This is a genomic window from Pseudomonas sp. MT3, from assembly GCF_054720805.1.
Genome location: NZ_JBTVPY010000006.1, coordinates 65,052 through 90,591, shown reverse-complemented (window position 1 = coordinate 90,591; position 25,540 = coordinate 65,052). Strand labels below are relative to the sequence as shown.

General features: G+C 66.4%; 25 protein-coding genes and 1 pseudogene. 15 read left to right on the top strand and 11 right to left on the bottom strand.

All coding sequences use genetic code 11. The annotated features are described in order from the left end of the window. Positions 1-34: 34 nt before the first annotated feature. Positions 35-526 (bottom strand): SecDF P1 head subdomain-containing protein, encoded by a 492-nt coding sequence (locus tag ACYCAX_RS08090; protein WP_015475626.1) that lies wholly within the window; start codon positions 524-526, stop codon positions 35-37. Positions 527-803: 277 nt separating this feature from the next. Between ACYCAX_RS08090 and ACYCAX_RS08085 the strand changes: the two genes are divergently transcribed. The 3 genes from ACYCAX_RS08085 to ACYCAX_RS08075 all read left to right on the top strand — a co-directional run bounded on the left by ACYCAX_RS08085 (position 804) and on the right by ACYCAX_RS08075 (position 3,957). Further along, positions 804-2,099, top strand: a complete 1,296-nt coding sequence (locus ACYCAX_RS08085; protein ID WP_460247764.1) for an NCS2 family permease — start codon at positions 804-806, stop codon at positions 2,097-2,099. Between the two features lie 185 nt (positions 2,100-2,284). After that, positions 2,285-3,370, top strand: coding sequence for a tRNA (uridine(54)-C5)-methyltransferase TrmA (gene trmA, locus ACYCAX_RS08080; protein ID WP_294979233.1), 1,086 nt, complete (start codon positions 2,285-2,287; stop codon positions 3,368-3,370). 89 nt (positions 3,371-3,459) lie between these two features. Next, positions 3,460-3,957, top strand: a complete 498-nt coding sequence (locus ACYCAX_RS08075; protein ID WP_294979230.1) for a DUF4136 domain-containing protein — start codon at positions 3,460-3,462, stop codon at positions 3,955-3,957. Positions 3,958-3,960: 3 nt separating this feature from the next. Here the strand turns inward: ACYCAX_RS08075 and ACYCAX_RS08070 are convergent, their stop codons facing one another. The 3 genes from ACYCAX_RS08070 to ACYCAX_RS08060 all read right to left on the bottom strand — a co-directional run bounded on the left by ACYCAX_RS08070 (position 3,961) and on the right by ACYCAX_RS08060 (position 5,345). Continuing rightward, complete coding sequence (locus ACYCAX_RS08070) at positions 3,961-4,263, bottom strand: DUF1883 domain-containing protein (RefSeq protein ID WP_015475622.1); 303 nt, start codon at positions 4,261-4,263, stop codon at positions 3,961-3,963. A gap of 100 nt (positions 4,264-4,363) precedes the next feature. Continuing rightward, positions 4,364-4,714, bottom strand: coding sequence for a hypothetical protein (locus tag ACYCAX_RS08065; RefSeq protein WP_157883297.1), 351 nt, complete (start codon positions 4,712-4,714; stop codon positions 4,364-4,366). 166 nt (positions 4,715-4,880) lie between these two features. Further along, a complete protein-coding gene (locus ACYCAX_RS08060) occupies positions 4,881-5,345 on the bottom strand; it encodes a DUF4345 family protein (RefSeq protein ID WP_015475620.1) in 465 nt (154 codons plus the stop codon). A 202-nt stretch (positions 5,346-5,547) separates the two neighbouring features. Here ACYCAX_RS08060 and ACYCAX_RS08055 point away from each other — a divergent pair, with 202 nt between their 5' ends. Beyond that, the gene (locus ACYCAX_RS08055; protein WP_015475619.1) at positions 5,548-5,982 is read left to right on the top strand and encodes a DUF411 domain-containing protein; all 435 of its coding nucleotides are present in this window, start codon (positions 5,548-5,550) and stop codon (positions 5,980-5,982) included. 155 nt (positions 5,983-6,137) lie between these two features. Here ACYCAX_RS08055 and alaC read toward each other — a convergent pair whose 3' ends face one another. Continuing rightward, positions 6,138-7,355 carry an alanine transaminase gene (alaC, locus tag ACYCAX_RS08050; RefSeq protein WP_460247763.1) on the bottom strand — a complete coding sequence of 406 codons (1,218 nt, stop codon included), beginning with the start codon at positions 7,353-7,355 and terminating at the stop codon, positions 6,138-6,140. 174 nt (positions 7,356-7,529) lie between these two features. Here alaC and ACYCAX_RS08045 point away from each other — a divergent pair, with 174 nt between their 5' ends. The 4 genes from ACYCAX_RS08045 (at position 7,530) to ACYCAX_RS08030 (ending at position 10,336) form a co-directional block, all read left to right on the top strand. Next, positions 7,530-8,390 carry a PhzF family phenazine biosynthesis protein gene (locus ACYCAX_RS08045; RefSeq protein WP_460247762.1) on the top strand — a complete coding sequence of 287 codons (861 nt, stop codon included), beginning with the start codon at positions 7,530-7,532 and terminating at the stop codon, positions 8,388-8,390. A 66-nt stretch (positions 8,391-8,456) separates the two neighbouring features. Further along, positions 8,457-9,353, top strand: a complete 897-nt coding sequence (gene ypfJ / locus ACYCAX_RS08040; protein ID WP_460247761.1) for a KPN_02809 family neutral zinc metallopeptidase — start codon at positions 8,457-8,459, stop codon at positions 9,351-9,353. A gap of 102 nt (positions 9,354-9,455) precedes the next feature. Continuing rightward, entirely contained in the window at positions 9,456-10,079 is a 624-nt protein-coding gene (locus tag ACYCAX_RS08035) for a Crp/Fnr family transcriptional regulator (protein WP_015475615.1), read from the top strand. An 89-nt stretch (positions 10,080-10,168) separates the two neighbouring features. Beyond that, on the top strand, positions 10,169-10,336 hold the full coding sequence (locus tag ACYCAX_RS08030; protein ID WP_460247760.1) for a YgaP family membrane protein: 168 nt from the start codon (positions 10,169-10,171) through the stop codon (positions 10,334-10,336). Positions 10,337-10,445: 109 nt separating this feature from the next. Here ACYCAX_RS08030 and ACYCAX_RS08025 read toward each other — a convergent pair whose 3' ends face one another. Then, positions 10,446-12,341, bottom strand: coding sequence for a propionyl-CoA synthetase (locus ACYCAX_RS08025; RefSeq protein WP_460247813.1), 1,896 nt, complete (start codon positions 12,339-12,341; stop codon positions 10,446-10,448). A 233-nt stretch (positions 12,342-12,574) separates the two neighbouring features. On the opposite strand from ACYCAX_RS08025, the gene ACYCAX_RS08020 reads away from it, so the two are divergent. Both ACYCAX_RS08020 and ACYCAX_RS08015 read left to right on the top strand, forming a co-directional pair. Then, positions 12,575-13,456 (top strand): AraC family ligand binding domain-containing protein, encoded by an 882-nt coding sequence (locus tag ACYCAX_RS08020; protein ID WP_460247759.1) that lies wholly within the window; start codon positions 12,575-12,577, stop codon positions 13,454-13,456. Positions 13,457-13,561: 105 nt separating this feature from the next. After that, complete coding sequence (locus ACYCAX_RS08015) at positions 13,562-13,741, top strand: hypothetical protein (RefSeq protein WP_015475611.1); 180 nt, start codon at positions 13,562-13,564, stop codon at positions 13,739-13,741. Positions 13,742-13,747: 6 nt separating this feature from the next. Here the strand turns inward: ACYCAX_RS08015 and ACYCAX_RS08010 are convergent, their stop codons facing one another. The 3 genes from ACYCAX_RS08010 to ACYCAX_RS08000 all read right to left on the bottom strand — a co-directional run bounded on the left by ACYCAX_RS08010 (position 13,748) and on the right by ACYCAX_RS08000 (position 19,461). Further along, positions 13,748-14,923, bottom strand: a complete 1,176-nt coding sequence (locus ACYCAX_RS08010) for a multidrug effflux MFS transporter (protein ID WP_015475610.1) — start codon at positions 14,921-14,923, stop codon at positions 13,748-13,750. A 188-nt stretch (positions 14,924-15,111) separates the two neighbouring features. After that, positions 15,112-18,264 (bottom strand): efflux RND transporter permease subunit, encoded by a 3,153-nt coding sequence (locus tag ACYCAX_RS08005; RefSeq protein ID WP_294978258.1) that lies wholly within the window; start codon positions 18,262-18,264, stop codon positions 15,112-15,114. A 12-nt stretch (positions 18,265-18,276) separates the two neighbouring features. Further along, positions 18,277-19,461: an efflux RND transporter periplasmic adaptor subunit gene (locus ACYCAX_RS08000; protein ID WP_460247758.1), complete on the bottom strand. Its 1,185-nt coding sequence runs from the start codon at positions 19,459-19,461 to the stop codon at positions 18,277-18,279. 154 nt (positions 19,462-19,615) lie between these two features. On the opposite strand from ACYCAX_RS08000, the gene ACYCAX_RS07995 reads away from it, so the two are divergent. After that, positions 19,616-20,248: a TetR family transcriptional regulator gene (locus tag ACYCAX_RS07995; protein WP_015475607.1), complete on the top strand. Its 633-nt coding sequence runs from the start codon at positions 19,616-19,618 to the stop codon at positions 20,246-20,248. A gap of 180 nt (positions 20,249-20,428) precedes the next feature. Here the strand turns inward: ACYCAX_RS07995 and ACYCAX_RS07990 are convergent, their stop codons facing one another. Continuing rightward, entirely contained in the window at positions 20,429-20,626 is a 198-nt protein-coding gene (locus ACYCAX_RS07990; RefSeq protein WP_015475606.1) for a heavy-metal-associated domain-containing protein, read from the bottom strand. A gap of 155 nt (positions 20,627-20,781) precedes the next feature. On the opposite strand from ACYCAX_RS07990, the gene ACYCAX_RS07985 reads away from it, so the two are divergent. The 4 genes and pseudogenes from ACYCAX_RS07985 to ACYCAX_RS07970 all read left to right on the top strand — a co-directional run. After that, complete coding sequence (locus ACYCAX_RS07985; RefSeq protein WP_460247757.1) at positions 20,782-21,240, top strand: hypothetical protein; 459 nt, start codon at positions 20,782-20,784, stop codon at positions 21,238-21,240. Positions 21,241-21,339: 99 nt separating this feature from the next. Further along, positions 21,340-23,742 (top strand): heavy metal translocating P-type ATPase, encoded by a 2,403-nt coding sequence (locus tag ACYCAX_RS07980; protein ID WP_460247756.1) that lies wholly within the window; start codon positions 21,340-21,342, stop codon positions 23,740-23,742. A gap of 47 nt (positions 23,743-23,789) precedes the next feature. After that, complete coding sequence (gene cueR / locus ACYCAX_RS07975; protein WP_015475603.1) at positions 23,790-24,191, top strand: Cu(I)-responsive transcriptional regulator; 402 nt, start codon at positions 23,790-23,792, stop codon at positions 24,189-24,191. A 113-nt stretch (positions 24,192-24,304) separates the two neighbouring features. Further along, a pseudogene (locus tag ACYCAX_RS07970) lies at positions 24,305-24,505 on the top strand (type II toxin-antitoxin system HicB family antitoxin); the annotation flags it as partial. A 135-nt stretch (positions 24,506-24,640) separates the two neighbouring features. Here ACYCAX_RS07970 and ACYCAX_RS07965 read toward each other — a convergent pair. Then, complete coding sequence (locus ACYCAX_RS07965) at positions 24,641-25,531, bottom strand: EamA family transporter (RefSeq protein WP_460247755.1); 891 nt, start codon at positions 25,529-25,531, stop codon at positions 24,641-24,643. Positions 25,532-25,540: the final 9 nt, after the last annotated feature.

The following is a 25,540-nucleotide window of genomic DNA, read 5'->3' as shown; positions in this document are numbered from 1 at the left end:
CCTACGAAGCACCACCCTGCCTTTCTATGGAGCGCTATGGTTGTCCGCCGGACTTCTGCTCCGGCTGCACCGGCACATCACGCAGCTCGTTGAGCCGGCGCACCAGGGTCTCGGCCTCCACCTGGCTGGCGAAGCCCTGGAGCAGCACGCGGCCATCGGTCAGCGGGTGGTCGACCTTCGGCAACAGGCGCAACTGCCCGTCGATCACCACCGCCAGCGCCTTGCCCTGCGCCTCTCGGGTCAGGTGCGCGAGGCGCAGGCTGGCGTCGGGGGTGAACTGCACCTGCACGGCAGGCTTGCCGTCGGCAACGCTGGCCAGCTGGGCCTGCTGCACGTCGTGCTGGGTCAGGGTCGGCTGGGTCGTCACCAGCACCGCCTTGCCCTGCGGGTCGGCCAGGGTGCGAGTGCTGGCCGAGGGGCGCTCGGCCAGGGTGTGGACATCGAAACTGTGCTGCGGGATGGTCGGCGGTTCGCCGGCACAAGCGGCCAGCAGCGATGCGAAAAGGAACGGTATAGAGCGTTTCATCGAATGCGAATCAAGCGGAAGGGCCGGTCAGGCCGGGGTCATAGAGAGTCAGACCACTGTTGTGGCACAAGTTGCACTCCCTTGGTCGGCAGCCGCGACTAAGCTTGCAGACGAACGGATGCTGGCGGTCCGGTCAGAAATTCTCCGGCTCAGGGCAAGCTGGTATCATGCGCGCCTTTTGCCGGTCACAAGAAAGCCGCATGTCCCGAACGGGCATGCGCTTTGCTTTTCCCGGCCAGAACGACAACGGCGCGAGCAGCGTCACGGGGAGCCAAACATGCTGGAAAAGCTGTTCCAACTCAAGGCGCACAATACCAACGTGCGCACCGAGATCCTGGCGGGTATCACCACCTTCCTGACGATGGCCTACATCCTCTTCGTCAACCCGAGCATCCTCGGCGAGACGGGCATGGACAAGGGTGCGATCTTCGTCGCCACCTGCCTGGCCGCCGCCATCGGTTCGGCGGTGATGGGCCTGATCGCCAACTACCCGATCGCCCTGGCGCCCGGCATGGGCCTGAACGCCTTCTTCACCTACACCGTGGTCCTGCACATGGGCCACACCTGGCAGGTGGCGCTCGGCGCGGTATTCCTCTCCGCGTGCATGTTCTTCGTCATTTCGATCTTCCGTATCCGCGAGTGGATCATCAACAGCATCCCGCTGGCGCTGCGCTCGGCGATCGCCGCCGGCATCGGCCTGTTCCTCGCGCTGATCGCGCTGAAGGAATCGGGCATCGTCGTCGCCAACCAGGCCACCCTGGTGGGCATGGGCGACCTGGCCAAGCCGGCGCCGCTGCTGGCGATCCTCGGCTTCATCCTGATCGTCGCCCTGGAAGCCCGCCGCGTGACCGGCGCGGTGATGATCGGCATCCTGGCGGTGACCTTCATCTCCATCGCCATCGGCGTCTCCCAGTTCGGTGGCGTGGTATCGATGCCGCCGTCGCTGGCGCCGACCTTCCTGCAGCTGGATATCAAGGGCGCGCTGGACATCGGCCTGTTCAGCGTGATCTTCGCCTTCCTCTTCGTCGACCTGTTCGACAACTCCGGCACCCTGATCGGCGTGGCCAAGCGCGCCGGCCTGATGGGCAAGGACGGGCACATGCCGAAGATGGGCCGTGCCCTGATCGCCGACAGCTCCGCCGCCATGGTCGGTTCGCTGCTGGGCACCTCCACCACCACCAGCTACATCGAGTCGGCGGCGGGCGTTTCCGCTGGCGGCCGCACCGGCCTGACCGCCATCGTGGTCGCCGTGCTGTTCCTGCTGGCGCTGTTCTTCGCCCCGCTGGCGGGCAACGTGCCGGCGTTCGCCACCGCACCGGCACTGTTCTTCGTCGCCGTGCTGATGGCTTCGGGCCTCGCCGAGATCGACTGGGACGACCTGACCGTCGCCGCTCCGGTGGTGGTGACCGCCCTGGCCATGCCGCTGACCTTCTCCATCGCCAACGGCATCGCCTTCGGCTTCATCACCTGGACCGCCTGCAAGCTGCTGTCCGGACGCTTCCGCGAGCTGAACCCGGCGCTGGTTATCCTGTCCGTGCTCTTCGTGATCAAGCTGGGCTGGTTCAACGCTTGAGTGAAGGGGGCTGCTGCGCGTCGGCCATACTGCGTTGCCAGATCAATCCGAAATGCTTATTTACCCTCCGCTTTCGAATCGACCTGGCGCCTTGTCTGACCTAGCTCGCGAGCCCCGATAGTTTCGAGTTGTCCCTAATTGAAAAGCGGCCCAGCGAATCCGGGCCCCTTTGAAGAGTTATCCCCATGAGCAGCCCGCGTTTCGATCCCTCCCAATACGACAGCCAACTGGCCGAAAAGGCCGCGCGCCTGCGCGAGCTGCTGGCGCCCTTCGCCGCGCCGGAGCCGGAGGTGTTCGATTCGCCCCGCGAGCATTACCGCCTGCGCGCCGAGTTCCGCCTGTGGCGCGAGGGCGAAGCCCGCCACTACGCGATGTTCGAGCAGGGCGACAAGCACACGCCGATCCTGATCGAGGAATTCCCCATCGCCAGCCAGCGCATCAACGAACTGATGCCGCGCCTGAAGGCTGCCTGGGCCGAGCCGACCCTGGGCCACAAGCTGTTCCAGGTGGAGTTCCTCACCACCCTGGCGGGCGACGCCATGATCACCCTGTGCTACCACCGGCCGGTGGACGCGGCCTGGCTGGCCGCCGCCGAGAAGCTGGCCGCCGAACTGGGCGTGAGCATCGTCGGCCGCTCGCGCGGCAAGCGTCTGGTCGTCGGCCGTGACTACGTGAGCGAAGAACTGACCGTCGCCGGCCGCACCTTCCGCTACCGCCAACCGGAGGGCGCCTTCACCCAGCCCAACGGCGAGGTCTGCCAGAAGATGCTCAACTGGGCGTACGAAGCCCTGGGCCAGCGCGAGGACGACCTGCTGGAGCTGTACTGCGGCAACGGCAACTTCACCCTGCCGCTGGCGACCCGCGTGCGCAAGGTGCTGGCCACCGAGATCAGCAAGACCTCGGTGAACGCCGCCCTGGCCAACCTGGCCGACAACGCCGTGGACAACGTCACCCTGGTACGCCTCTCCGCCGAGGAACTGACCCAGGCGCTGAATGACGTACGCCCGTTCCGCCGCCTGGCCGACGTCGACCTGAAGTCCTACGCGTTCGGCAGCGTGTTCGTCGACCCGCCGCGCTCCGGCATGGACCCGGACACCTGCGAGCTGACCCGGCGCTTCGACAACGTCCTGTACATCTCCTGCAACCCGGAGACCCTGGCGCAGAACATCGCCCAGTTGCACGACACCCACCAGGTGAGCCGCTGCGCCCTGTTCGACCAGTTCCCCTACACCCACCACATGGAAGCCGGCGTCCTGCTGACCCGCCGCTGAAGCCTGCTCACCCGCCGCCCAACCAAGGGTTGGGCGGCGAGCCAGCGCCAGGCGGCTACGCTTGCGGGACAATGACAAGAGGCACGTCCATGTCCCGCCTGATCCTTCCCCTGCTCTGCCTGCTGCTGGCCGCCTGCGCCGGTACCGACCCAGCCAACATCAGCGTCTCCCCCGCGGCCAACGGCCGGCAAAGCACCTTCTTCATCCAGGCCGTACGCGCACAGGGCCATCGCGAAGACCTCGAAGACCGCTTCGACCTGGGCGTACGCCGGGCGCTGGAAGCCAAGGGCTATCGCTATCAGGAGCGTGCAGGGGACCTGCGGGTGATCTACATGCTCGGGCTGGACAACCAGACGGGGGTGATCCAGCGGCCCATCGCGACCTCGGCCGGCGTGGTCACCCAGACGCAGATCGCCGACTCCGAACAGGCCCGGCTGGCCCTGCGGATTCTCGACGAAGCCTCAGGCGAAGTGCTGTTCCAGGCCCAGCTGGCGCGCCAGTTGCACGATCCGTCCCTGAGCCAGCAAGCGTTCGACGATGGCATCGCCCAACTGCTGAAGGATTTCCCCGCGCACGCCGGGCGCTGAGTATCAACTGTAGTTGGATGGCGACTTGCGGACGAACTTGATGCTGTACTTGAAGTCGGCCTTGCGCGTCACGCTGATGGCGCGGCGGGTCACGGTGTCGATGGTGACGTTCCAGTAGCCGGTGCTGGGCACCTTGATCCTGGCCGGGAAGCGGTCGAACGCACCGCCGTGGTAGACGTGGCGACCGCCATTCTTGAAGCTGCGGAAGGCGGCATCGGTCATCAGGCGGATGTTGCAGGTCATGGAGCACTCGATGACGACCAGGTCGCCTTCGTTCAGGTGTTCACGTTGATGTACGAACTTCATGCTGGCTCCACGCTGCTTCTACCGCAAAATCAATACGATAGCACGAGAGCCAAGGCGCCTCGCAGCGACGATGCCGCGAAGCGCCGCCACTCATCCGAAGTCAGTCCAGCGCACGCAGGCGATCGCCGCTGACCGCCACCTGCTGGCCGACGTGGAATTCGGCATTGGGCGAGCGCACGGTCCGCTCATGCCCGGCGGCATCGCGGACGACGTAGGACGTCTGGCTGCCGCCGGAGACCTCCTGCGCCGCCGAACCACCGAAAAGACCGACCCCCGCTCCCACCAGCGCCCCGAACGGCCCGCCCAGCGCGCCGCCCAGCAACACCCCGGCGCCAGCGCCAAAACCGCCGCCGACGGTATTGTCAGGGACCTCGGCAACCACCTCGTCGGCCAGTACAGCGACACAGGAAAACGCGCTGAACAACACGACCGCAACACGCATGACACTCATGGTTCTCTCCGTTGGCAATGAAACAGCACTCAAGCCATTCCAGCTTTCATGCCAACTTAAGAACCCAATAAAAACAATTAGTTACGAAAACAGGATGTCATTAAGACCTCATCCACCGCAGTCATTATGACTTCATTCGGAGTCAAAACAACCCTGGCGCCGGCGCTCAGAGCCCTTCGAAGTCCGCGCGCCGTTCCTCCGGTTCATCGGGCTCCTTTGCCGGACTGGCCGTCACCCGGTTCCGCGACTGCCGCTCCAGCCAGTAGAGGGCGAAGATCGACAGCGCGGAAATCACCCCGCGATAGACGACACCGGCCAACTGGGCGTCCATCGCCATCCCGCCTTCGGTCCAGGCAATCAGCAGGCGCGACAGGGTCAGGGTCAACTGCACCAGGATCACCAGGATCAGCGCCGGGCGCACCAGCAGGCGGCGACGCAGGGCGAACACCAGGAACAGCGCGAGGGCGAACTGGTGCCCGCCGTAGAACACCCGGGCATCGCTCACCGAGGACGGCTCCATCAGCAGCATGCCGCTGAGGTTGGCCATTTCGTAGGGACGAATCCAATAGAGCAGCCCCAGGCCACCCCATACCAGGGCCTGGACCAGCAGGACGAGACGGGCGAAGAGCATCCTCTTTCTCCTTGGCCGAATAGCCATTTCCAGCGCGTCCACACCTGCGACCCAGTGCCGCGGACGCATCACCGATCAGCTAGAGACCCCGGAAGGTGCGGCAAGTTCTGGCCTCTCGTCATATATGGATACAGCTGGTCGATGGGGTGGTCCCACCGCCGGGAGTATCCTCGGGCGCATCTGGTTTCCGAGGTTTCCCACCATGCGTACCCTGCTTCTGCTCACCGCCCTCGTCGCCGGCGCCGCCCAGGCCGCCGAACCGCCGACCATCGACGTTCATCGCGATGCCAACTGCAGTTGCTGCAAGGACTGGATCAAGCACCTGGAAAACAACGGATTCACCGTCAAGGATCACGTCGAAGCCGACATGAGCGCGGTGAAGACCCGTCTCGGCGTGCCCTACAGCATGGGCTCGTGCCACACCGGGGTGATCGACGGCAAGTTCGTCGAGGGCCACGTCCCGGCCGCCGACGTACTCAAACTGCGCGAGCGCGCGGACCTGGTCGGCGCCGCCGCGCCGGGCATGCCGGTGGGTTCGCCGGGCATGGAAATGGGCGACCGCCACGATGCCTACCAGGTGCTGGGCCTGACCAAGACCGGCAAGCGCGAAGTACTGGCGGATTATCCCGCCCACTGACGCAGCTTTTCGTAGGAGCGAGCTTGCTCGCGAACGAGCCATCCATTAGTTCTGCTGCGATGAGGTTCGCGAGCAAGCTCGCTCCTACAGAAGAGCAGCGTATCCAATAAAAAGGGCGGCCATCTGACCGCCCTTTTTTTATTATCCACGCCCGGTCACTCGGCCTTCGCCGGCAACAGGCCGTCGGCGCGGAACATCGCCTTGATCCCGCGCACGGCCTGGCGTAGGCGGTCGCGGTTCTCGATCAGGGCGAAGCGCACGTGATCATCACCGTAGTCGCCGAAGCCGATGCCCGGCGACACCGAGACCTTGGCGTCCTTGAGCAGCTTCTTGGCGAACTCCAGCGAACCCAGGTGCGCGTAGGGCTCGGGGATCTTCGCCCAGATGTACATGGAGGCCTTGGGGTTCTCCACCATCCAGCCGGCCTCGTGCAGGCCCTTCACCAGCACGTCGCGGCGCTTCTGGTACTGCTCGGCGATGTCGCGCACGCACTGCTGGTCGCCTTCCAGCGCGGCGATGGCCGCCACCTGCAGCGGGGTGAAGGTGCCGTAGTCGTGGTAGCTCTTGATCCGCGCCAGGGCCGAGACCAGTTCCGGGTTGCCGACCATGAAGCCGATGCGCCAGCCGGCCATGTTGTAGCTCTTGGACAGGGTGAAAAACTCCACCGCGATGTCCTTGGCACCGGGCACCTGCATGATCGACGGGGCCTTCCAGCCGTCGAAGGTGATGTCCGCATAGGCCAGATCATGCACCACCAGCACGTCGTAGCGCTTGGCGAGGTCGACCACGCGCTCGAAGAAGTCCAGCTCCACGCACTGCGCGGTGGGGTTGGAAGGGAAGCCGAGGATCATCATCTTCGGCTTGGGAATCGATTCGCGGATCGCCCGCTCCAGCTCGTTGAAGAAATCGATCCCCGGCACCAGCGGCACCGAGCGCACCTGGGCGCCGGCGATCACCGCGCCGTAGATGTGGATCGGGTAGCTGGGGTTCGGCACCAGGATGGTGTCGCCGTGGTCCAGGGTAGCGAGCATCAGGTGCGCCAGGCCTTCCTTGGAGCCGATGGTGACGATGGCCTCGGATTCCGGGTCGATCTGCACGTCGTAGCGGTCGCGGTACCAGTGCGAGATGGCGCGGCGCAGGCGCGGGATGCCACGGGACGTGGAATAGCCGTGGGTGTCTTCGCGCTGGGCGACCTGGCAGAGTTTCTCGACGATGTGCGGCGGCGTGGCCCCGTCCGGGTTGCCCATGGACAGGTCGATGATGTCCTCGCCACGGCGGCGGGCGGCCATCTTCAGTTCGGCGGTGATGTTGAAGACGTAGGGGGGCAGGCGATCGATGCGCGCAAAGCGACGAGCTGAACGGGGTTCAGTCATGGTGTCCTCTGATGAACGTAGGCGCCCGGAACCGTCCGAGCGACGCCGGCCACTGCGGTGGCCTGGAAAGCGCGGCGCTGTGACCCACGCTTTCTTGTCGGCGAACATATAGCTCGCTAGGCTGGCTGTCGAGTTTTTCTTATCGCGCCGCTCAAACGCGGCCCCTGGAGTCCCATGTCACCCCTTCAGTACTGGCAGCTCGACGTCTTCGCGCAGCAACCGCTGACCGGCAACGGCCTGGCGGTGTTCCCCGATGCACGCGGCCTGGCGGAGTCGACATTGCAGGCGCTGACGCAGGAGTTGCGCCAGTTCGAGTCGATCTTCCTGTTCCCCTCCGCCTCGCTGGATACCTACTCGGCGCGCATTTTCACCGTCGACGAGGAACTGCCCTTCGCCGGCCACCCGGTGCTGGGCGCCGCCGCGCTGCTGCACCACCTGCACCAGCGCGGCGAGGAAGAACTCTGGACCCTGCAACTGGCCGCCAAGGACGTGAAAGTCGCCACCCGCCGACGCGGCGCCGGCTTCCACGCCGAGATGAACCAGGGCGTGGCGGACTTCGGCGCCGTGCTGGACGACGAGGCGCGACGCGGGTTCGCCGAAGCCTTCTCGCTGTCCGTCGCCGACCTCGCCGACTATCCCGCCGCCGTGGTCAGCACCGGCCTGCCCTACCTGCTGCTGCCGGTGCGCGCCGAAGCGCTGGGGCGAGTCCGCCAGCGAGCGGACCTGGGCGCCGAACTGGCCAAGCTCAACGCCGCCTTCGTCTTCGTGCTGGATGTGGATAACCGCGAGGGTCGCACCTGGGATGGCGCCGGCATCATCGAGGACGTCGCCACCGGCAGCGCCGCCGGCCCCGTCGCCGCCTACCTGGTGGAGCTGGGCAAGGCCCGCCGCGGCGAACAGTTCCACCTTTCCCAGGGTCGCTTTGCCGGCCGTCCCAGCCGCCTCGACGTGCAGGTCGGCCAGGACGACGACGTCCGCGTCGGCGGCGACGTGCAACTGCTCGCCCGCGCCGAACTGCTGCACCGCCTGGCCTGACGACCGGGCTGGCGGTACACGCCAGCGGCAGCAACACTGAATCAACCCCTTCAAGGAGACGCCGCCATGCTCTGGCGCAAAGGACGACGCAGCGACAACGTAGTGGATGCGCGGAACGAAACCGGTGGCGGCATGGGGGGTGGCGGCCGGCGTATCGGCGGGCGCGGCCTGAGCCTGGGCGGCGTGGCCATCGTGGTGGTGATCGGCCTGCTGTCGGGCCAGGACCCGATGACCATCCTCGGCTCGCTGCTCGGCCAGATGGATGTCTCGCAGCAGGCGCCAAGCCGCCCGGCGCAGGGCAAGCCGGCCACCGGCAACGACCCGCAGGTGGACTTCGTCCGCTCGATCCTTGGCGACACCGAGGACACCTGGGGCGAGATTTTCGCCCGCAGCAACCAGCAATACGAGCAGCCCAAGCTGATCCTGTTCAACGGCGGGGTGAACTCGGCGTGCGGCTTCGCCTCCTCGGCGGTCGGCCCGTTCTATTGCCCGGGTGATCGCCGGGTCTACCTGGACCTCGGCTTCTTCCGCGAGATGGAGCAGAAGTTCGCCGCCGCCGGCGACTTCGCCCAGGCCTACGTGATCGCCCACGAAGTCGGCCACCACGTGCAGAACCTGCTGGGCATCTCCGCGAAGATCAATGCCGCCCGCCAGCGCGGCGCGCGCATGGAAGGCGCCAATGGCCTTTCGGTGCGCCAGGAGCTGCAGGCCGACTGCTTCGCCGGCGTCTGGGCCAACCACGCCCAGCAGCGCCTGAACTGGCTGGAGCCGGGCGACGTGGAGGAAGCGCTGAACGCCGCCAACACCATCGGCGACGACCACCTGCAACGCCAGGCGCGCGGCACGGTGATGCCCGACTCCTTCACCCACGGCTCGTCGGCGCAGCGCGTGCGCTGGTTCAAGGTCGGTTTCGAAGGCGGCTCGCCGGGCAAGTGCGACACGTTCAAGGCGCAGACGCTCTGAACCGTCCCGACTGACCTGGCTCAGCCCGCGCCGCCGTCCGTTCGGGTATAGAGGACCGGCATGCGCCGGTCCCGGCGCCCGTTGTCCCCTTGCGGAGCGCCGATGAGCCAGCTCGACTCCACTATCGCCAACGACATTTCCAAACTCGCCCGCACTGTGGAGGTGCCGGCGGGCACCCGCCTGTTCGCCCACGGCGCGGACTGCGCGCACTTCGTGCGGCTGCGCAGCGGGCAGGTCCGCGTCCAGACCGTCTCGCCCCAGGGCCGTGAAATCGTGCTCTACCGCGTGCATCCGGGCGAAAGCTGCATCATGACCAACGCCTGCCTGATGTCCCGCCGCCCCTATGCCGCCGAGGGTGTCACGGAAACCGCCTGCACCCTGGAGATGCTCGCGCAGCCCGACTTCGACCGGCTCATGCAGGAGTCCGCGGCGTTCCGCCAGTGGTTGTTCGCCAGCTGCGGCGAGCGCCTGGTGGAGCTGATGCTGCTGTTCGAGAATGTCGCCTTCCAGCGCATCGACATACGCCTGGCCGCGCGCCTGCTGGAAAGCGGTGAGCACAGCCTGGCCCTGACGCACCAGCAACTGGCTAGCGACCTGGGCAGCTCCCGCGAAGTCATCAGCCGCCAGCTCAAGGAATTCGAGCGGCGCGGCTGGCTGCGCCTGGGCCGTGCCAGCCTGGAGCTGCTCGACCCGCAGGCCCTGCGGGCGCTGGCCGCCACTGTGTGACCAAGTCACTGAACACTGCTGCGCACCTGCCTTACAACTGCAGTCTCCATCTCCATGAGGACAACGACATGTTGTGCAGGAACGTCAGTATGCCGGACCGTATCGTCCGCATCATTCTCGGCCTGGGGCTGCTCGCCCTGGTATTCGTAGGCCCGCAAACGGCCTGGGGCTGGGTCGGCCTGGTCCCGCTGCTCACCGGCGCACTCGGCAGTTGCCCGGTCTACCGGCTGCTCGGCCGCAACAGCTGCAGCCGCTAGCCGCAGATCATCGTCGACCAACGGTGAAGCTCCCGCTCCCGGGCGGGAGATAAAAAAGGGCCGCAGGAATGCGGCCCTGGAAAGACGCCGGCAAGGCCGGCGCGTGGGATCAGCTCGCCTTCGCCAGCCCGACAGCGCCCAGGCGCTCGGCGATCTCGCCGAGGATGGCCGGGTCGTCGATGGTCGACGGCGGGGCATACTCCTCGCCATCGGCGATCTTGCGCAGCACGGCACGCAGGATCTTGCCGGAGCGGGTCTTGGGCAGCCGCTTGACCACCACCGCGCGCTGGAAGCAGGCCAGCGCGCCGATGCGCTCGCGCACCAGCGCCACCAGGTCGCGCTGCAGGGCGTCCTCGGCGACTTTCGCGTCGTCCTTGAGCACCACCAGACCCAGCGGCACGTGCCCCTTGAGATTGTCCGTCAGCGAAATCACCGCGCACTCGGCCACGGCATCGTGCAGCGCCAGCAACTCCTCCATCTCGCCGGTGGAGAGGCGATGCCCGGAGACGTTAATCACGTCATCGGTGCGGCCCATGATGTAGACGAAACCATCCTCGTCCACATAGCCGCCGTCACCGGTGTGGTAGTAGCCGGGATAGGTCTTCAGGTAGGCCTGCAGGTAGCGCGGATGGTCGTTCCACAGGGTCTGCGCGCAACCGGGCGGCAGCGGCAGGGCGATGACGATGGAGCCCTGTTCGTTCGGCCCCAGCACGCGGCCTTCGTCGTCCACCACCTGCACGTGATAGCCGGGCACCGCGCGGTTGGTGGAGCCGGCGCGCAGGTCGTGGCCATCCAGCCCGGCACAGGGCGCGGTCACCGGCCAGCCGGTCTCGGTCTGCCACCAGTGGTCGTGCACCGGCTTGCCGGTCAGCTCCTCCAGCCAGTGCTGGGTGCTGCTGTCGAGCTTCTCGCCGGCGAGGAACAGGTGGCGCAGCGAACTCAGGTCATAGCGCTTGAGCAGTTCGCCGTGGGGGTCTTCCTTGCGGATCGCGCGGATCGCCGTGGGTGCGCAGAACAGGCTGTTGACCTTGTACTCCTCGATCACCCGCCAGTAGCTGCCGGCGTCCGGCGTGCGCACCGGCTTGCCCTCGTAGAACACCGTGGTGCAACCGTTCATCAGCGGACCATAGACGATCAGCGAGTGGCCGACCACCCAGCCGACGTCCGACACGCCCCACCAGATGTCGCCCGGCTGCAGGCCGAAGATGGTCGGCAACGCGTAGCTCAGCGCCACCGCATGGCCACCATTGTCGCGCACGATGCCCTTGGGTTTCCCGGTGGTGCCGGAGGTGTACATGATGTACAGCGGATCGCCGCTGGCCAGTTCCACCGGCTCCGCCGGCTGGGCGTGGGCCAGGGTTTCGCGCCAGTCCAGGTCGCGTCCGGCGTGCAGCTCGGCCATTGCCTGCGGGCGCTGCAGTACCAGGACATGGGCCGGCTGGTGGATGGCCAGTTCCAGCGCCTTGTCCACCAGCGGCTTGTATTCGATGATCCGCTCGAACTCCAGCCCGCAGGAGGCCGTGAGCACCAGCTTGGGCTTGGCGTCGTCGATGCGCAGTGCCAGTTCATAGGGCGCAAAGCCGCCGAACACCACCGAGTGCACCGCGCCGATGCGCGCACAGGCCAGCATCGCCATCGCGGCCTGCGGCACCATCGGCATGTAGATGATCACCCCATCGCCCTTCTCCACCCCCAGCGCGCGCAAGGCACCGGCCAGGCGAGCGACTTCGTCGCGCAGTTGCAGGAAGGTGAAACGCTGCCGGGTGTTGGTGACGGGGGAGTCGTAGATCAGCGCGGCCTGCTCGCCGCGGCCCAGCTCGATCTGCCGGTCGAGGGCGAGGTAGCTGGAGTTCAGCCGGCCATCGGCGAACCAGCGGTGGCTGCCATCAGGCAGGGAGTGCAGGACATCCTGCGGGGCGTGGTACCAGGCCACGCGGCGGGCCTGCTCGGCCCAGAAAGCGGACGGCTCCGCGATGGAGCGGTCGTAGCACTGCCGGTAGTTCATCATCTGAGCCTCTTATTGTTGTTATCGAGGTCGAACAACGAGTATGGCCGGGGTTCGCTCCCGCACCATCAACCTTTGGTCGCATACCGGCCAACTTCAGGCATAAGCCGGCTTTTATTGCGGGAGAGACAGCAGAACACTCCAGGCAAGGGCAAAGCTATCACCGGCACACAGCCCCGAAGATCGACTAAATTGTGCTCTTGCTGGATTAAATTGCTGAGCGAGCTACCCGTATGTCGAGAACCTCGGACTGGCCCCTTCCCGCCGACAGCCTGCGCCTGGTGCTGCCACCGACGCTGCTGCAGAAGCTCGCCACGCACCCACTCAGCCGCGATCTCTATCCCAGTTCCCTGGGCCACTACCGCCGCGCCCGCGACCACCAGATGAGCCGCGAGCAGCATGACGACCACCTGTTGATCTATTGCAGCGAAGGCCAGGGCTGGCTTGTCGCCCAGGGACAGTCCCAGGCGGTGGGCTGCGGCGACCTGATCTGGCTGCCGCCGGGCATGGCCCATGCCTACCACGCCGACCCCGCCAGCCCCTGGACGATTCACTGGGTACACCTGCGCGGCGGCAGCGCCGACTGGCTGCGCCTTGCCGCCGGCTACGGGGACTCGCCGGTGCGCCATTGGGGCCCGCAGCACACCCTGATCAGCGGCTTCGCCCAACTGCTGGAGGCACACCACAGCGGCTACCGCTTCCAGCCCTTCCTGCTCGCCGCCAGCCGCCTGCGCGCCCTGCTCTGCCAACTGCCGCTGCTACGCCCGGTGCGCGATGCCGGGCTCGACCTGGACGGCCTGCACGCCTACATGCGCGACAACCTGCACCAGCGCCTGGAGCTGCCGCAACTGGCGGCGTTCTGCAACCTGTCGAAGTTCCATTTCGTCAATCGCTACCGCGCGCTGACCGGGCGCACGCCGATCCAGCACTTCCTGCACCTGAAGATCGAGTACGCCTGCCAGTTGCTGGACAGCAGCCCCTGCGGCATCGCCCAGGTCAGCCAGGCCGTGGGGTACGACGACAGCTATTACTTTTCAAGACTTTTCAGCAAGGTCATGGGCCTGTCGCCCAGCGCCTACCGCAGACGCCTGAGCCAGGGCCGCGGCGGCGCGTGAGACGTGGGCGGGCCGGTTGTCGGCGACCCTGCGTCGCATCCTTTACCGTTCGGCGACGGGTCTACACTGAGATTCCTTCAAACGACCGTTCAGGGGTGCCCAGTCATGAACATCCTCGTTCGCCCATCCTCCGCCAACAAGAATCAGCCTTGGGAAGTCTGCCTGGATCAGCAGGCCGTCGGCTTCCGCAGCGAGCGGGAAGCTCGCCACTTCGTCGCCACCCTGGAAGCCCGGCTGCGGGCCCCGCACCAGTTGCCGGAGCTGCGCCAGCGCGTCGCCGGCTGACGCTACTCAGGCGGCGCGTTCACTGATCTGCCCGCTGGACCACCCCAGCAGCGCGGCGGCCAGGCCGCAGGTGGTGATCACGGCGGCCATCGGCAGCGCCGAACCGTCGTGCAGCGCGCCGACCAGCGCCGAAGCGCCCGCCGCCACGGTGAACTGCAGGCTGCCCATCAGGGCCGATGCGCTGCCGGCGTGGCGTCCCTGGCTGGCCATCGCACAGGCTGCGGTGTTGGGCAGCAGGAAGCCCAGGCAGGCGATGGCGCCGAACAGCGGAATCAGCATCGGCCACAGCTGCGCCGGCCTGGCCAGGGTGATCGCCAGCAGCGCCACGCCGCAGGCGAAGTACACCCACACCGCCCTGCGCAGCCAGAAGCCCGGCCCGCGATAGCGCAACAGTCGCGCATTCACCTGCGCCATCAGGATGAAGCCCGCCGCGTTACTGCCGAAGATCCAGCCGTAGTGTTCGGCCGGCACACCATAGAGCTGGATGAAGACGAAGGGCGAACCGGCGATGTAGGAGAACATCCCGGCAACGGCGACCCCGCCGGTCAGCGCGTAGATGAGGAAGGAACGGTCGGAGAACAGCGTCAGGTATTGCCGCCCTGCCCCACGCAGGGGCGCGCGCGGGCCGGCCGGGATGGTTTCCGGCAGCCACAGGGCGATGGCCGCGCCCGCCAGCGCGCTGAACAGCGTCAGGCAATAGAAGATCGACTGCCAGCCGGACAGGTTCAGCAGCAGCCCGCCGCCCAGCGGCGCGAGGATCGGCGCCAACCCCATCACCAGCATCAGTTGCGAGAAGGCCTTGGCGGCGGCGATAGGGTCGCACAGGTCACGTACCACCGCCCGCGAAATCACCATGCCGGCGCAACCGCCCAGCGCCTGGACGAAACGCGCGCCGACCAGCCACTCCAGGCTCGGCGCGAATGCGCAGGCCACCGAGGCCAGCGTGAAGATGCTCACCCCCAACAGCAGCGGAATCCGCCGGCCGACGCGATCCGCCAGCGGGCCGTAGAGCAGTTGGCCAATCGCCAGCCCGGCGAAGTACGCCGACAGGCTCAGCTGAATGTGCTCGACATCGGTACCGAAAGCCTGCGCCAGCGCCGGGAAGCTGGGCAGATAGAAGTCGATGGCCATCGGCCCGAAGGCGCTGAGGGCGCCGAGGATCAGCAGGATACGGAGGGTCATGTGTCACCTGGGCACGCACCGGTCGCGGCGGACCAGGCGCCAGGACGGACGGGGCGTAAGGTTCTGCCGCGCCTGTGCCGCGCGACGAAGCCTTGCATTGTGACAATGGGCGGGAAATTAGCAAGCTCGCTAAGCAGTTCCCGAAAAGATGCCAGGGCGGACCGGCCCACGGCCGGTCCGCCCCGGCGTCAGGCCTCGTGGGCCCCGCCCTCCACGGGCTTGTCCTTGTTCTTGCGACCGGAAAGCTTGTCGGCCGCGGACTCCACCAGCATGTAGAACATCGGGATGAGGAAGGTCGCCAGCAGCGTCGCGGCGAGCATCCCGCCGATCACCCCGGTACCGATCGAGTGACGGCTCGCGGAGCCGGCGCCGGTGCTGATGGCCAACGGCACGCAGCCCAGGATGAAGGCCAGCGAGGTCATCACGATGGGACGGAAGCGCAGCTTGGCTGCCTCCAGCGCCGCCTCCACCGGTCCCATGCCCTGCTCTTCGCGGCACAGCACGGCGAACTCGATGATCAGGATGGCGTTCTTCGCCGCCAGGCCGATCAGGGTCACCAGGCCGACCTGGAAGTACACGTCGTTATCCAGCCCGCGCAGCCAGATCGCCAGGATCGCCCCGAACACCGCGAAGGGCACCGCAGTGACCACGGCCAGCGGCAGGGTCCAGCGCTCGTACTGGGCAGCGAGGATGAGGAACACCAGGATCAGGCCGAAGATGAACGCGGTACTGCCCGAGCCCTGGGTCGCCAGTTCCTGGTAGGCCGAACCGATCCAGGCCAGCGAGTAGTCTTCACCCAGTACCTGGTCCGCCACTTCCTGCATCGCCGCCAGCGCCTGGCCGGAGCTGTAGCCCGGGGCCGGGCCGCCGAGCAGCTTGGCCGCCGGGAAGACGTTGAAGCGGGCGTAGGAGTCCGGGCCGAGGATACGCTTGACCGACACCAGCGTGGTCAGCGGCACCAGATCCCCCGTGGACGAACGCACGAAGACCTGGCTCAGGTCGTCCGGCTTGCGGCGGAACTCCGGCTCCGACTCCAGGGAAACCTGCCAGGTACGCCCATACAGGGTGAAGTCGTTGACGTAGTAGCTGCCGAAAGTCGACTGCATCGCGGTGAACACATCGTCGATCGCCACGCCCAGCGAGCGGGCCTTGGTGCGGTCGAGGTCGATATAGTACTGCGGCACGTTGGCGTTGAAGGTGGTATTCAACCCCGCCAGTTCCGGCCGCTTGGCGGCGGCGGCGAGGAACTTCGTGGTCACCTCCTCCAACTGCTCGGAGGTGCCGCCACTGCGGTCCTGGATGTAGGCCTCGAAGCCGCCGGTAGTACTCATGCCGGTGATCGGCGGCGGGTTGAAGGACATCACGACGCCGTCTTCCTGGCCGGCCCCCATTTTCATGAACTCATGGGTGAGGTTGCGTGCATCCAGCTCGGGCGTGTTGCGCTCCTTCCAGTCCTTGAGCGTGACGAAGGATACCCCGGCGTTGCTGCGAGTGCCGTTGGTGAGGATATCGAAGCCGGCGAAGGTCACCACGTCGGCGACTGCCGGGTGCTTCATCAACTCGTGGGTCACGTCGCCGGTGAGTTTCTCGGTACGACTCAGCGAGGCCGCCGGCGGCAGGAAGTAGGCGTTGAGCACGTAGCCCTGGTCTTCGTCAGGCACCAGCGAGCCGGGCACCCGGCCGAACAGGACGATCAGCAGGCCGACCATGCCGCCGAACAGCACCAGGCCGAGGATGGCCCGCTTGAGGAAGAACTGCACACCCGCGCCGTAGCCGTTGGTGATGCGCTCGAAGGCGCGGTTGAACCAGCGGAACGGCGCCGCCGGCTCCTTGTGCTCGGGCTTGAGGATCAGCGCGCAGAGCGCGGGCGAGAGCGTCAGGGCGACGATGCCGGAAATCACCACCGACACCGCGATGGTGATCGCGAACTGCTGGTACATCTGGCCGGCCAGGCCACCGAGGAAGCCGACCGGGATGAACACCGCACAGAGCACCAGCACGATGGCGACGATCGGCCCGGTCACCTCTTCCATCGCCTTGATCGCCGCTTCCTTCGGACTGAGCTTTTCGGTGCGCATGACCCGCTCGACGTTCTCCAGTACCACGATGGCGTCGTCCACCACGATGCCGATCGCCAGCACCATGCCGAACAGCGACAGCAGGTTGATGGAGAAGCCCAGCAGGTACATGCCGGCGAAGGTGCCGACCAGCGACACCGGGATCGCCAGCACCGGGATCAGCGTGGCGCGCAGGTTCTGCAGGAAGACGAAGACCACCACCATGACCAGGATCAGCGCCTCGATGAAGGTGTGGATCACCTCCTCGATGGAGACCTTCACGAAGGTCGTGGTGTCGTACGGGATCTTGTAGGCGATGCCTTGCGGGAAACGCTTGGCCAGGACCGCCATGTGGTCACGCACGGCCTGGGCGGTATCCAGCGCGTTGGCCCCCGGTTGCAGGTAGATGCCGAAGGCGGCGTTCTGCTGGCCGTTCAGGGACGTCACCAGGGAATAGTCCTGCGCCCCCAGTTCGACCCGCGCCACGTCCTTGAGCAACAGGCTGGCGCCGGTGGAATCGCTGCGCAGGATGACGCTTTCGAACTCCTTGGGATCGGTGAAGCGGCCCTGAGCGGTGGCCATGTAGGTGAAGTCCTGCGGCTCCTTCATCGGCTGCTGGCCGAAGCTGCCGGCGGCGAACTGCGAGTTCTGCTCGCGGATCGCGTTCACCACGTCGGTGGGTGTCAGGTTGTACTGCGCCAGCTTGTCCGGGCGCAGCCAGATGCGCATGGAGTAGTCCTTGGAACCGAACTGGCTGACGTCACCGACGCCGGGAATCCGCTTGAGGTCGTCGATCACGTTGATCAGCGCGTAGTTGCTGATGAAGATCGGATCGCGGGAGTTGTCCGGGGAGAACAGGGTCACCACCTGCAGGATGTCGGAGGATTTCTTCTCCACCTTCACCCCTTGCCGGCGCACCTCTTCAGGCAGTTTGGCAAGCGCGGCCTGCACCTTGTTGTTGACGTCGATGGTGGCCTGGTCAGGGTCGGTACCCACCTCGAAGTACACGGTCAGTTGCATGGCGCCGCTGCTGTCGGAGTTGGACAGCTGGTAGATCATGCCCTCCACGCCGTTGATTTCCTGCTCCAGCGGCGCGGCCACGGTCTCGGCGATGACCTGCGAGCTGGCGCCCGGATAGGAAGCGGTCACCGAAACCTCGGGCGGCACGATTTCCGGGTACTGGGCAACGGGCAATGCGCGCATGGCCACCAGGCCTGCGAGCAGGATCACGATGGAGATCACCATCGCGAATACGGGACGCTCGATGAAGAAGCGCGAAATCACGATAAGCGCTCCTTATGACGGGGTCTGGGCGGGATTGGCCGCCGGTTCCTGCGCGCCACCTTCGACGGCTCGGACCGGCTGGTCGGGACGAACCTTGAGCAGGCCGTCGACGATGACCTTGTCGCCGTCATCCACGCCAGCGTCGATGATCCAGCGGCCGTTCACGGTCTGCGAGGTCGTCACCTGGCGCACGCGGGCGAAACCGTCCTTGTCGACGACATAGACGAAGGTACCGCGCGGCCCCTGGGCCAATGCGCGCTCGGGCAGCGTCACCGCGTTCTTGTGGGCGATGCCCTTGATCAGCACACGGACGAACTGCCCCGGAATCAACTGGTTCTTCGGGTTGGGCACCACAGCGCGGGCATTCACCGTGCCGGTGCCGGTATTGACGAAGCTGTCGGTGAAGTCGACCACGCCATCGACGGGATACTTGGAACCATCGCCGAAGCGCAACTCGGCGCTCAGCTTGCCGTCCGCGGGCAGGCTCAGCCTGCCGCTCTGCACGCCATCGCGCAGGCGCGCGGCCTCGGTATCGGGATAGGCGAAGTTGACGTACACCGGATCCAGTTGCGTGAGCTTGGTCAGCAGGCTGGAGTTCGGGTCGTTCGCCGCCACCAGGCTGCCCTCGGAACGGGTTTCCTTGCTCGCCATGCCGGAAATGGGCGCGGTCACCGTGGTGTAGTTCAGGTCGATCTGCTTGGCATCGACGTTGGCGCGAGCAGCCTCGACATCCGCCTTGGCCTGCTCGAAGTCGGAAATGTAACGGTCCAGTTCGCTTTCGCTGGCGAAGCCCTTCTTCTGCAGTTCGCGGATACGCTTGAGATCGCGTTCGGTCTGCCGATAGCGCGCCTGGGCCTGTGCCAGCGAGCCCTTGGCCTGCCCCAGTGCCGCCTGGTAGGGGCGCGGATCGATACGGAACAGCACCTGCCCTTCCTTCACCGGGCGACCTTCTTCATAGGTACGGCGCTGCAGGATGCCGCTGACCTGGGCGCGCACTTCCACCTCACGGTAACCAGCGGTCCGGGCAGCATACTCCAGGGTCACGGGGACGGTCCCACTCTTGGCCACTTCCACGGTTACCTCCGGCGGAGGCGGTGCAGCAGCGGCGGGTTTGTCCTCAGCCTGCAGCACCGTGGCGAACAAGGCAGGCAAGCCAAAAACAGCAAGCGCAACGGGCAAACGGCGGACAAACTGCATGTAACCTCTCCATGGAATGACAGAAAAAGCTGAATGAAATGGATATTGACCGAGAGGAGTTCACTTGCGCCAGTGTCTGTAAGGCACTGTTCACACATTAAAATCAGTAAACTACCAATGAATAGTGATCCTAGCCTGTATACCAGCATGCGCCATGCGAAGAACTAAAGAAGATTCGGAAAAGACGCGTCAGACGATACTCGATTCAGCCGAGCAGATTTTTCTTGCCAAAGGCGTCTCCAACACGAGCCTGGAAGAGATTGCCCGAAGCGCCGGCGTGACCCGCGGCGCGGTGTACTGGCACTTCCAGAACAAGGCCCATCTGTTCAACGAACTGCTCAACCAGGTACGCCTGCCACCGGAGCAATTGGCGCAGCGTCTCTCCGGCTGCGACGGGCACGACCCGATCCAGTCGCTGTTCGAACTGAGCGTGGAAGTCATCGAGAACCTGGCGCGCCATCCGCAGCGCCGACGCATCCTCACCATCCTGCTGCAACGCTGCGAGTTCACCGACGAATTGCGCGATGCGGAAGAGCGGCACAACCACTTCATCCGTCAGTTCATCGAACTGTGCGAACAGCTGTTCACCCGCGAGAGCTGCCGTAGCCGGCTGATGCCGGGCGTGTCTCCGCAGATCGCCTCGCGCGCGGTGCATGCGATGATTTTCGGCCTGCTCAGCGACTGGCTGCGCGACCCGGAGCTGTTCGACGCGGAGCGGGAAACCCGCCTCCTGTTCGATGCCCTGTTCAGAGGGCTGGTGCGCGACTGGAGCGCGCCCCAAACCTGATGGGCCGGCGTGATGCCGGCCCGGAAGGAAAGAAGACTCGGAGCCTGTTTACGATCTCGCGGGCTAGGACCGTAGTAGGCGCAAAGCGTCCGAAGAGTGGAATTTACCTGCTGTAAATGAGCATCTGAGGGCGCTTTGCAACGCCCTGTGGCCAACGCGCAGCAGATCGTAGACAGGCTCTCAGGCCGCCTCTGCCTCGTAGCCTTCCTCGCGGATCGCGGCGAGAATCGCCGACTCGTCCAGGCGGCTGGCAACCCGCACTTCGCCGTGGCCCAGGTCGACCTGAACGTCCGCCGCCGCGTCGAGCGCCTGCACCGCCTGGGTGATGGCGCGTACGCAGTGGCCGCAGCTCATGCCTTTGACTTGGAAGGTATGCATGGAAATTCTCCTGTCGCGTGATGAGTCGTTGCGTGCAGTCTCCACCTTCCCCTCGTGGCAAGGTCAAGCCCCCTGGCGATTTGTTCCCACGCGCTTGTCCTGCGTCAGTCTCTCGGCCAAGCTGCGCTCATGATCCCCGTCCCGGAGAACGCCCCATGTGCCGCTCCCTCCTGCTGGCCGCCAGCCTGCTGATCTCCGTCCTGGCACAGGCCGACGGCATGCCCGATGCACCGCCCGCCCCGACGCCCCCCGTACCGTCGACACCGCCACCGGCCACGCCCGGCTCCTGGCCGGTGCCCGACGCCCAGCCCGCGGCCTATGCCGTACTGATCGTCAGCCGCGCGCGGCTGGACACCGGCACCGCCTGCGACATCGACCTCTATGTGCAGGACCAGAAGGTCTCGCGCCTGCAACCCGAGGGCGAGATAGCCCTCAACCTCCCGCCGGGCGAAACCTCCCTGCGTCTCGTCACCGCCAATTCCGGGCTCTGCCACGGCGGCCTGGAGCCCCTGCGCGCGCAGTCGGTACTGCTGCGCGCCGGCGAAGTGCGCAAGTTCCGCATTGCCAACAGCGAGAGCGGCCTCTATCTGATGCCGGTCTCCAGCGGCAGTTGAGCGGGATGCGCTGACCTGCGGCAAGGAACCGCGGGGAAAAGCTTGACCTTACCCTTATGTCAAGGTTGATTCTGTCGGGGAACTTCAGGGAGAGTCCCCATGAGCAGCGCAACCCCCATCGAACTCGACCTTCCCGTTTCCGGGATGACCTGCGCCAGCTGCGCCGGCCGCGTGGAGCGCGCCCTGCGCAAGGTGCCCGGGGTGCAGGAGGCGAGCGTCAACCTCGCCAGCGAGCAGGCCCGCATCCAACTGGCCGGGGCTCCCAGCGACGACGCCTTGCCGGCCCTGGTGGCGGCCGTCGAGCAGGCCGGCTACGCCGTGCCCGCCCATAGCCTGGAACTGGCCATCGACGGCATGACCTGCGCCAGTTGCGTCGGCCGCGTCGAGCGCGCCCTGCGCAAGGTACCCGGCGTGCGCGAGGTGAGCGTGAACCTCGCCAGCGAGCGCGCCCACCTCGACCTGCTCGGCGCGGTGGACATCGCCGACCTGGTCACCGCCGTCGACAAGGCCGGCTACAAGGCCCGCCCCATTGCATCCGAGCACCCCGGGGTCGATCCGCAGATAGCGCGCCTGGCCCGCGAGCGCTGGTGGCTGATAGCGGCCATCGTCCTGTCAGTGCCGCTGGTGCTGCCAATGATCGGCGACTGGCTCGGCCAGCACTGGATGCTGCCGGCCTGGGTGCAGTTCCTGCTCGCCACCCCCGTGCAATTCATCATCGGCGCACGCTTCTATGTATCCGCGTTCAAGGCCGTGCGCGCCCGCAGCGGCAACATGGACCTGCTGGTCGCCCTCGGCACCAGCGCCGGCTACGGCCTGAGCCTGTACCTCTGGTACGCCGCAACGCCCGGGCAAATGCCGCACCTGTACTTCGAAGCCAGCGCCGTGGTGATCACCCTGATCCTGCTCGGCAAGTACCTGGAAAGCCGCGCCAAGCGCCAGACCGCCGCCGCCATCCGGGCCCTGGAAGCGCTGCGCCCGGAGCGCGCCACCCGCATCCGTGACGGCGTGGAAGAAGATGTCGCCATCGCCGAACTGCGCCTGGGCGACGAAGTGCTGGTACGCCCCGGCGAGCGCTTCCCGGTGGACGGTGAAGTGCTCGACGGCCAGAGCCACGCCGACGAGGCGCTGATCACCGGCGAAAGCGTGCCGGTGGCCAAGGGCGTCGGCGATGCCGTCACCGGCGGCGCCATCAACGGCGAAGGCGTGCTGCGGGTGAAAACCACCGCCCTGGGTGGTGAAACCGTACTGGCGCGGATCATTCGCCTGGTGGAAGACGCCCAGGCGGCCAAGGCGCCGATCCAGAAACTGGTCGACAAGGTCAGCAACGTCTTCGTCCCGGTGGTGATCTGTATCGCCCTGGCGACCCTGGTCGGCTGGCTGATCGCCGGTGCCGGCTGGGAACACGCGCTGATCAACGCCGTCGCCGTGCTGGTGATCGCCTGTCCGTGCGCCCTCGGCCTGGCGACTCCCACCGCGATCATGGCCGGCACCGGCGTGGCGGCGAAACACGGCATCCTGATCAAGGACGCCGAAGCACTGGAAGTCGCCCACGCGGTCGATGCCGTGGCCTTCGACAAGACCGGCACCCTGACCTCCGGCCAGCCACGCATCACCAACCTCGCCGCCAGCGACGAAGCCCAGGCCCTCGCCCTGGCCGGCGCCCTGCAACGCGGCAGCGAACACCCGCTGGCCAAGGCGGTACTCGACGCCTGCGCCGAGCGCGGGCTGGCCCCGACCGCCGCCGACGCCACCCAGGCCCTGGCCGGACGCGGTATCCAGGGCCGTGTGGACGGCCGCCTGCTGGCCTTGGGCAACCGCCGCCTGCTGGACGAGCTGCAACTGCCGCCCGGCGATCTGGCGGACTCTGCACAACGCTGGGAAGCCGAGGGGCGGACCCTGTCCTGGCTGATCGAGCGCGAGCCGCAGGCCCGCGTGGTGGCCCTGTTCGCCTTCGGCGACAGCCTCAAGGACGGCGCGAAGCCCGCCATCGACGCCCTGCGCGGACGCGGTATCGCCAGCCACCTGATCACCGGCGACAACCGTGGCAGCGCCAAGGTGGTCGCCGATGCGCTGGGCCTGGACGACGTGCACGCCGAAGTACTGCCCGGCGACAAGGCCGAGGTGGTCGGCGCCCTGCGCAAGCGCGGGAAAGTGGTCGCGATGGTCGGCGACGGCATCAACGACGCCCCGGCGCTGGCCGCCGCTGATGTCGGTATTGCGATGGGTGGCGGCACCGACGTGGCCATGCACGCCGCCGGCATCACCCTGATGCGCGGCGACCCGAGGCTGGTCCCGGCGGCGCTGGACATCTCCCGGCGCACCTACGCGAAGATTCGCCAGAACCTGTTCTGGGCCTTCATCTATAACCTGGTGGGCATCCCGCTGGCCGCCTTCGGCCTGCTCAACCCGATGGTCGCCGGCGCCGCGATGGCCGCCTCCAGTGTCAGCGTGGTGAGCAACGCCCTGCTGCTCAAGCGCTGGAAACCGCAGGATCACCAGTGACACCCACGCCCCGCGCAAGCGGGGGCGTTCGATCGAGAGGAATCGGCATGAACATCGGCGAAGCGGCGAAGAAGAGCGGCCTGACCGCGAAGATGATCCGCTACTACGAATCCATCGGCCTGCTCGCCCCCGCCGGCCGCAGCGCCAGCGGCTATCGGCACTACAGCGAGCAGGACCTGCACACCCTGGCCTTCATCCGCCGCTCGCGGGACTTCGGCTTCTCGCTGGAGGAAGTCGGCCAACTGCTCGCCCTCTGGCAGGACCGCCAACGCGCCAGCGCCGACGTGAAGGCCCTGGCCGCTCGGCATATCGAAGAGTTGAATCGCAAGATCGCCGAACTCAGCAGCCTGCGCGACACCCTGCAGGAACTGAGCGACCACTGCCAGGGCGATCACCGGCCGGACTGCCCGATCCTGAAGGACCTGGAGTCGGGGAATTGCTGTCATTGAGGAGCTTTCGGACGGGGCTAAGCGCCCCGTTCGATTTGTGGTCATCGCGGTTACTGATAGATACCAAAGCCCGAGGGCAGAACGACTGCCCAACAGAGCGGGACAATTCCTTCATGAGATATCAAGGCTACGCCGCCCGCATCGAATACAGCGATGACGACGGGCTGTTCATCGGCCACATCGCCGGTATCCGCGACGTGATTGGTTTTCACGGCGAGTCGGTGAGCGAGTTGCGCGGGGCGTTCGAAGAGGCCGTGGACGACTACCTGGCCACCTGCGAGAAACTCGGCCGCGAACCGCAGCGGCCAGTCTCTCACTGACGACCCAAGACAACTGGTGATGGATCACCGCGGTGCAGCAATCTGACGCTTTTGTAGGAGCGAGCTTGCTCGCGAACACAGCCTGCAGCGGGGTTGGTTCGCGAGCAAGCTCGCTCCTACAGGTACGGGTCAGCCTTGGGCGCTCACTGTCGTACGGCGACGCCACAGCGACGCCGGCAGCACGGTCACGGCCAGGCCAACGAAGACCAGCACGCAAGCCATCCAGTCCTGGGCGGTCAGCGCTTCGCCGAGGAACAGCCAGCCCGACAGCAGACCTGAAACAGGCACCGCCAGCGCGAACGGCGTGACCTGGCTGGCCGGGTAGCGGCGCAGCAGGAAGCTCCACAGGCCGAAGCCGACGGTGGTGGCGAGGAAAGCGATATAGAGCAGCGCGCCGGCGCCGGTCCAGTGGATATTCAGCACGGCGTGCCCGATCGCCTCGGGACCTTCGAAGATCCATGACAGCACCAGCAGTGGTAGCGGCGGGATCAGGCTGACCCAACTGATCAGGCGCAGCATGTCGCTGGCGCCGGAGCGCTTGGTGGCGATGTTGGAGAAGGCCCAGGCGAGCGCGGCGGCGATCACCAGCAGGAAGGCCAGCAGGCTGTCGCCCAGCGGCCGCTCCAGGCCGATCAGCAGCAGGCCGCCGGCAGCCAGCGCCAGGCCCAGCAGCGCACGTGGAGTAGGCCTTTCGCCCAGCAGCACGGCGGCGATCAGCACGGTGAAGAACACTTGGCTCTGCAGCACCAGCGAGGACAGCCCGGCCGGCATGCCCAGGTGCATGCCGACGAACAGCAGCCCGAACTTCACCACGCCCAGCAGCACGCCGATCTGCACGATGCGCCAGAACGGCGCCGGCAGCGGGCCGCGCAGGAAAACCAGTGGCAGTGCGGCCAAGGCGAAGCGCAGGGCGCAGAACAGCAACGGCGGGAAGTCGTGCAGGCCGATCTTGATCACGACGAAGTTGATGCCCCAGATCAGGGTGACCAGCAGAGCGAGCAGGATATGGCGCAAGGGCATGGCGTAGAA

Coding starts and splice junctions, on each gene's coding strand:
- ACYCAX_RS08090 (WP_015475626.1), bottom strand. CDS start 526: ATGAAACGCTCTATACCGTTCCTTTTCGCATCGCTGCTGGCCGCTTGT.
- ACYCAX_RS08085 (WP_460247764.1), top strand. CDS start 804: ATGCTGGAAAAGCTGTTCCAACTCAAGGCGCACAATACCAACGTGCGC.
- trmA (WP_294979233.1), top strand. CDS start 2,285: ATGAGCAGCCCGCGTTTCGATCCCTCCCAATACGACAGCCAACTGGCC.
- ACYCAX_RS08075 (WP_294979230.1), top strand. CDS start 3,460: ATGTCCCGCCTGATCCTTCCCCTGCTCTGCCTGCTGCTGGCCGCCTGC.
- ACYCAX_RS08070 (WP_015475622.1), bottom strand. CDS start 4,263: ATGAAGTTCGTACATCAACGTGAACACCTGAACGAAGGCGACCTGGTC.
- ACYCAX_RS08065 (WP_157883297.1), bottom strand. CDS start 4,714: ATGAGTGTCATGCGTGTTGCGGTCGTGTTGTTCAGCGCGTTTTCCTGT.
- ACYCAX_RS08060 (WP_015475620.1), bottom strand. CDS start 5,345: ATGCTCTTCGCCCGTCTCGTCCTGCTGGTCCAGGCCCTGGTATGGGGT.
- ACYCAX_RS08055 (WP_015475619.1), top strand. CDS start 5,548: ATGCGTACCCTGCTTCTGCTCACCGCCCTCGTCGCCGGCGCCGCCCAG.
- alaC (WP_460247763.1), bottom strand. CDS start 7,355: ATGACTGAACCCCGTTCAGCTCGTCGCTTTGCGCGCATCGATCGCCTG.
- ACYCAX_RS08045 (WP_460247762.1), top strand. CDS start 7,530: ATGTCACCCCTTCAGTACTGGCAGCTCGACGTCTTCGCGCAGCAACCG.
- ypfJ (WP_460247761.1), top strand. CDS start 8,457: ATGCTCTGGCGCAAAGGACGACGCAGCGACAACGTAGTGGATGCGCGG.
- ACYCAX_RS08035 (WP_015475615.1), top strand. CDS start 9,456: ATGAGCCAGCTCGACTCCACTATCGCCAACGACATTTCCAAACTCGCC.
- ACYCAX_RS08030 (WP_460247760.1), top strand. CDS start 10,169: ATGCCGGACCGTATCGTCCGCATCATTCTCGGCCTGGGGCTGCTCGCC.
- ACYCAX_RS08025 (WP_460247813.1), bottom strand. CDS start 12,341: ATGAACTACCGGCAGTGCTACGACCGCTCCATCGCGGAGCCGTCCGCT.
- ACYCAX_RS08020 (WP_460247759.1), top strand. CDS start 12,575: ATGTCGAGAACCTCGGACTGGCCCCTTCCCGCCGACAGCCTGCGCCTG.
- ACYCAX_RS08015 (WP_015475611.1), top strand. CDS start 13,562: ATGAACATCCTCGTTCGCCCATCCTCCGCCAACAAGAATCAGCCTTGG.
- ACYCAX_RS08010 (WP_015475610.1), bottom strand. CDS start 14,923: ATGACCCTCCGTATCCTGCTGATCCTCGGCGCCCTCAGCGCCTTCGGG.
- ACYCAX_RS08000 (WP_460247758.1), bottom strand. CDS start 19,461: ATGCAGTTTGTCCGCCGTTTGCCCGTTGCGCTTGCTGTTTTTGGCTTG.
- ACYCAX_RS07995 (WP_015475607.1), top strand. CDS start 19,616: ATGCGAAGAACTAAAGAAGATTCGGAAAAGACGCGTCAGACGATACTC.
- ACYCAX_RS07990 (WP_015475606.1), bottom strand. CDS start 20,626: ATGCATACCTTCCAAGTCAAAGGCATGAGCTGCGGCCACTGCGTACGC.
- ACYCAX_RS07985 (WP_460247757.1), top strand. CDS start 20,782: ATGTGCCGCTCCCTCCTGCTGGCCGCCAGCCTGCTGATCTCCGTCCTG.
- ACYCAX_RS07980 (WP_460247756.1), top strand. CDS start 21,340: ATGAGCAGCGCAACCCCCATCGAACTCGACCTTCCCGTTTCCGGGATG.
- cueR (WP_015475603.1), top strand. CDS start 23,790: ATGAACATCGGCGAAGCGGCGAAGAAGAGCGGCCTGACCGCGAAGATG.
- ACYCAX_RS07965 (WP_460247755.1), bottom strand. CDS start 25,531: ATGCCCTTGCGCCATATCCTGCTCGCTCTGCTGGTCACCCTGATCTGG.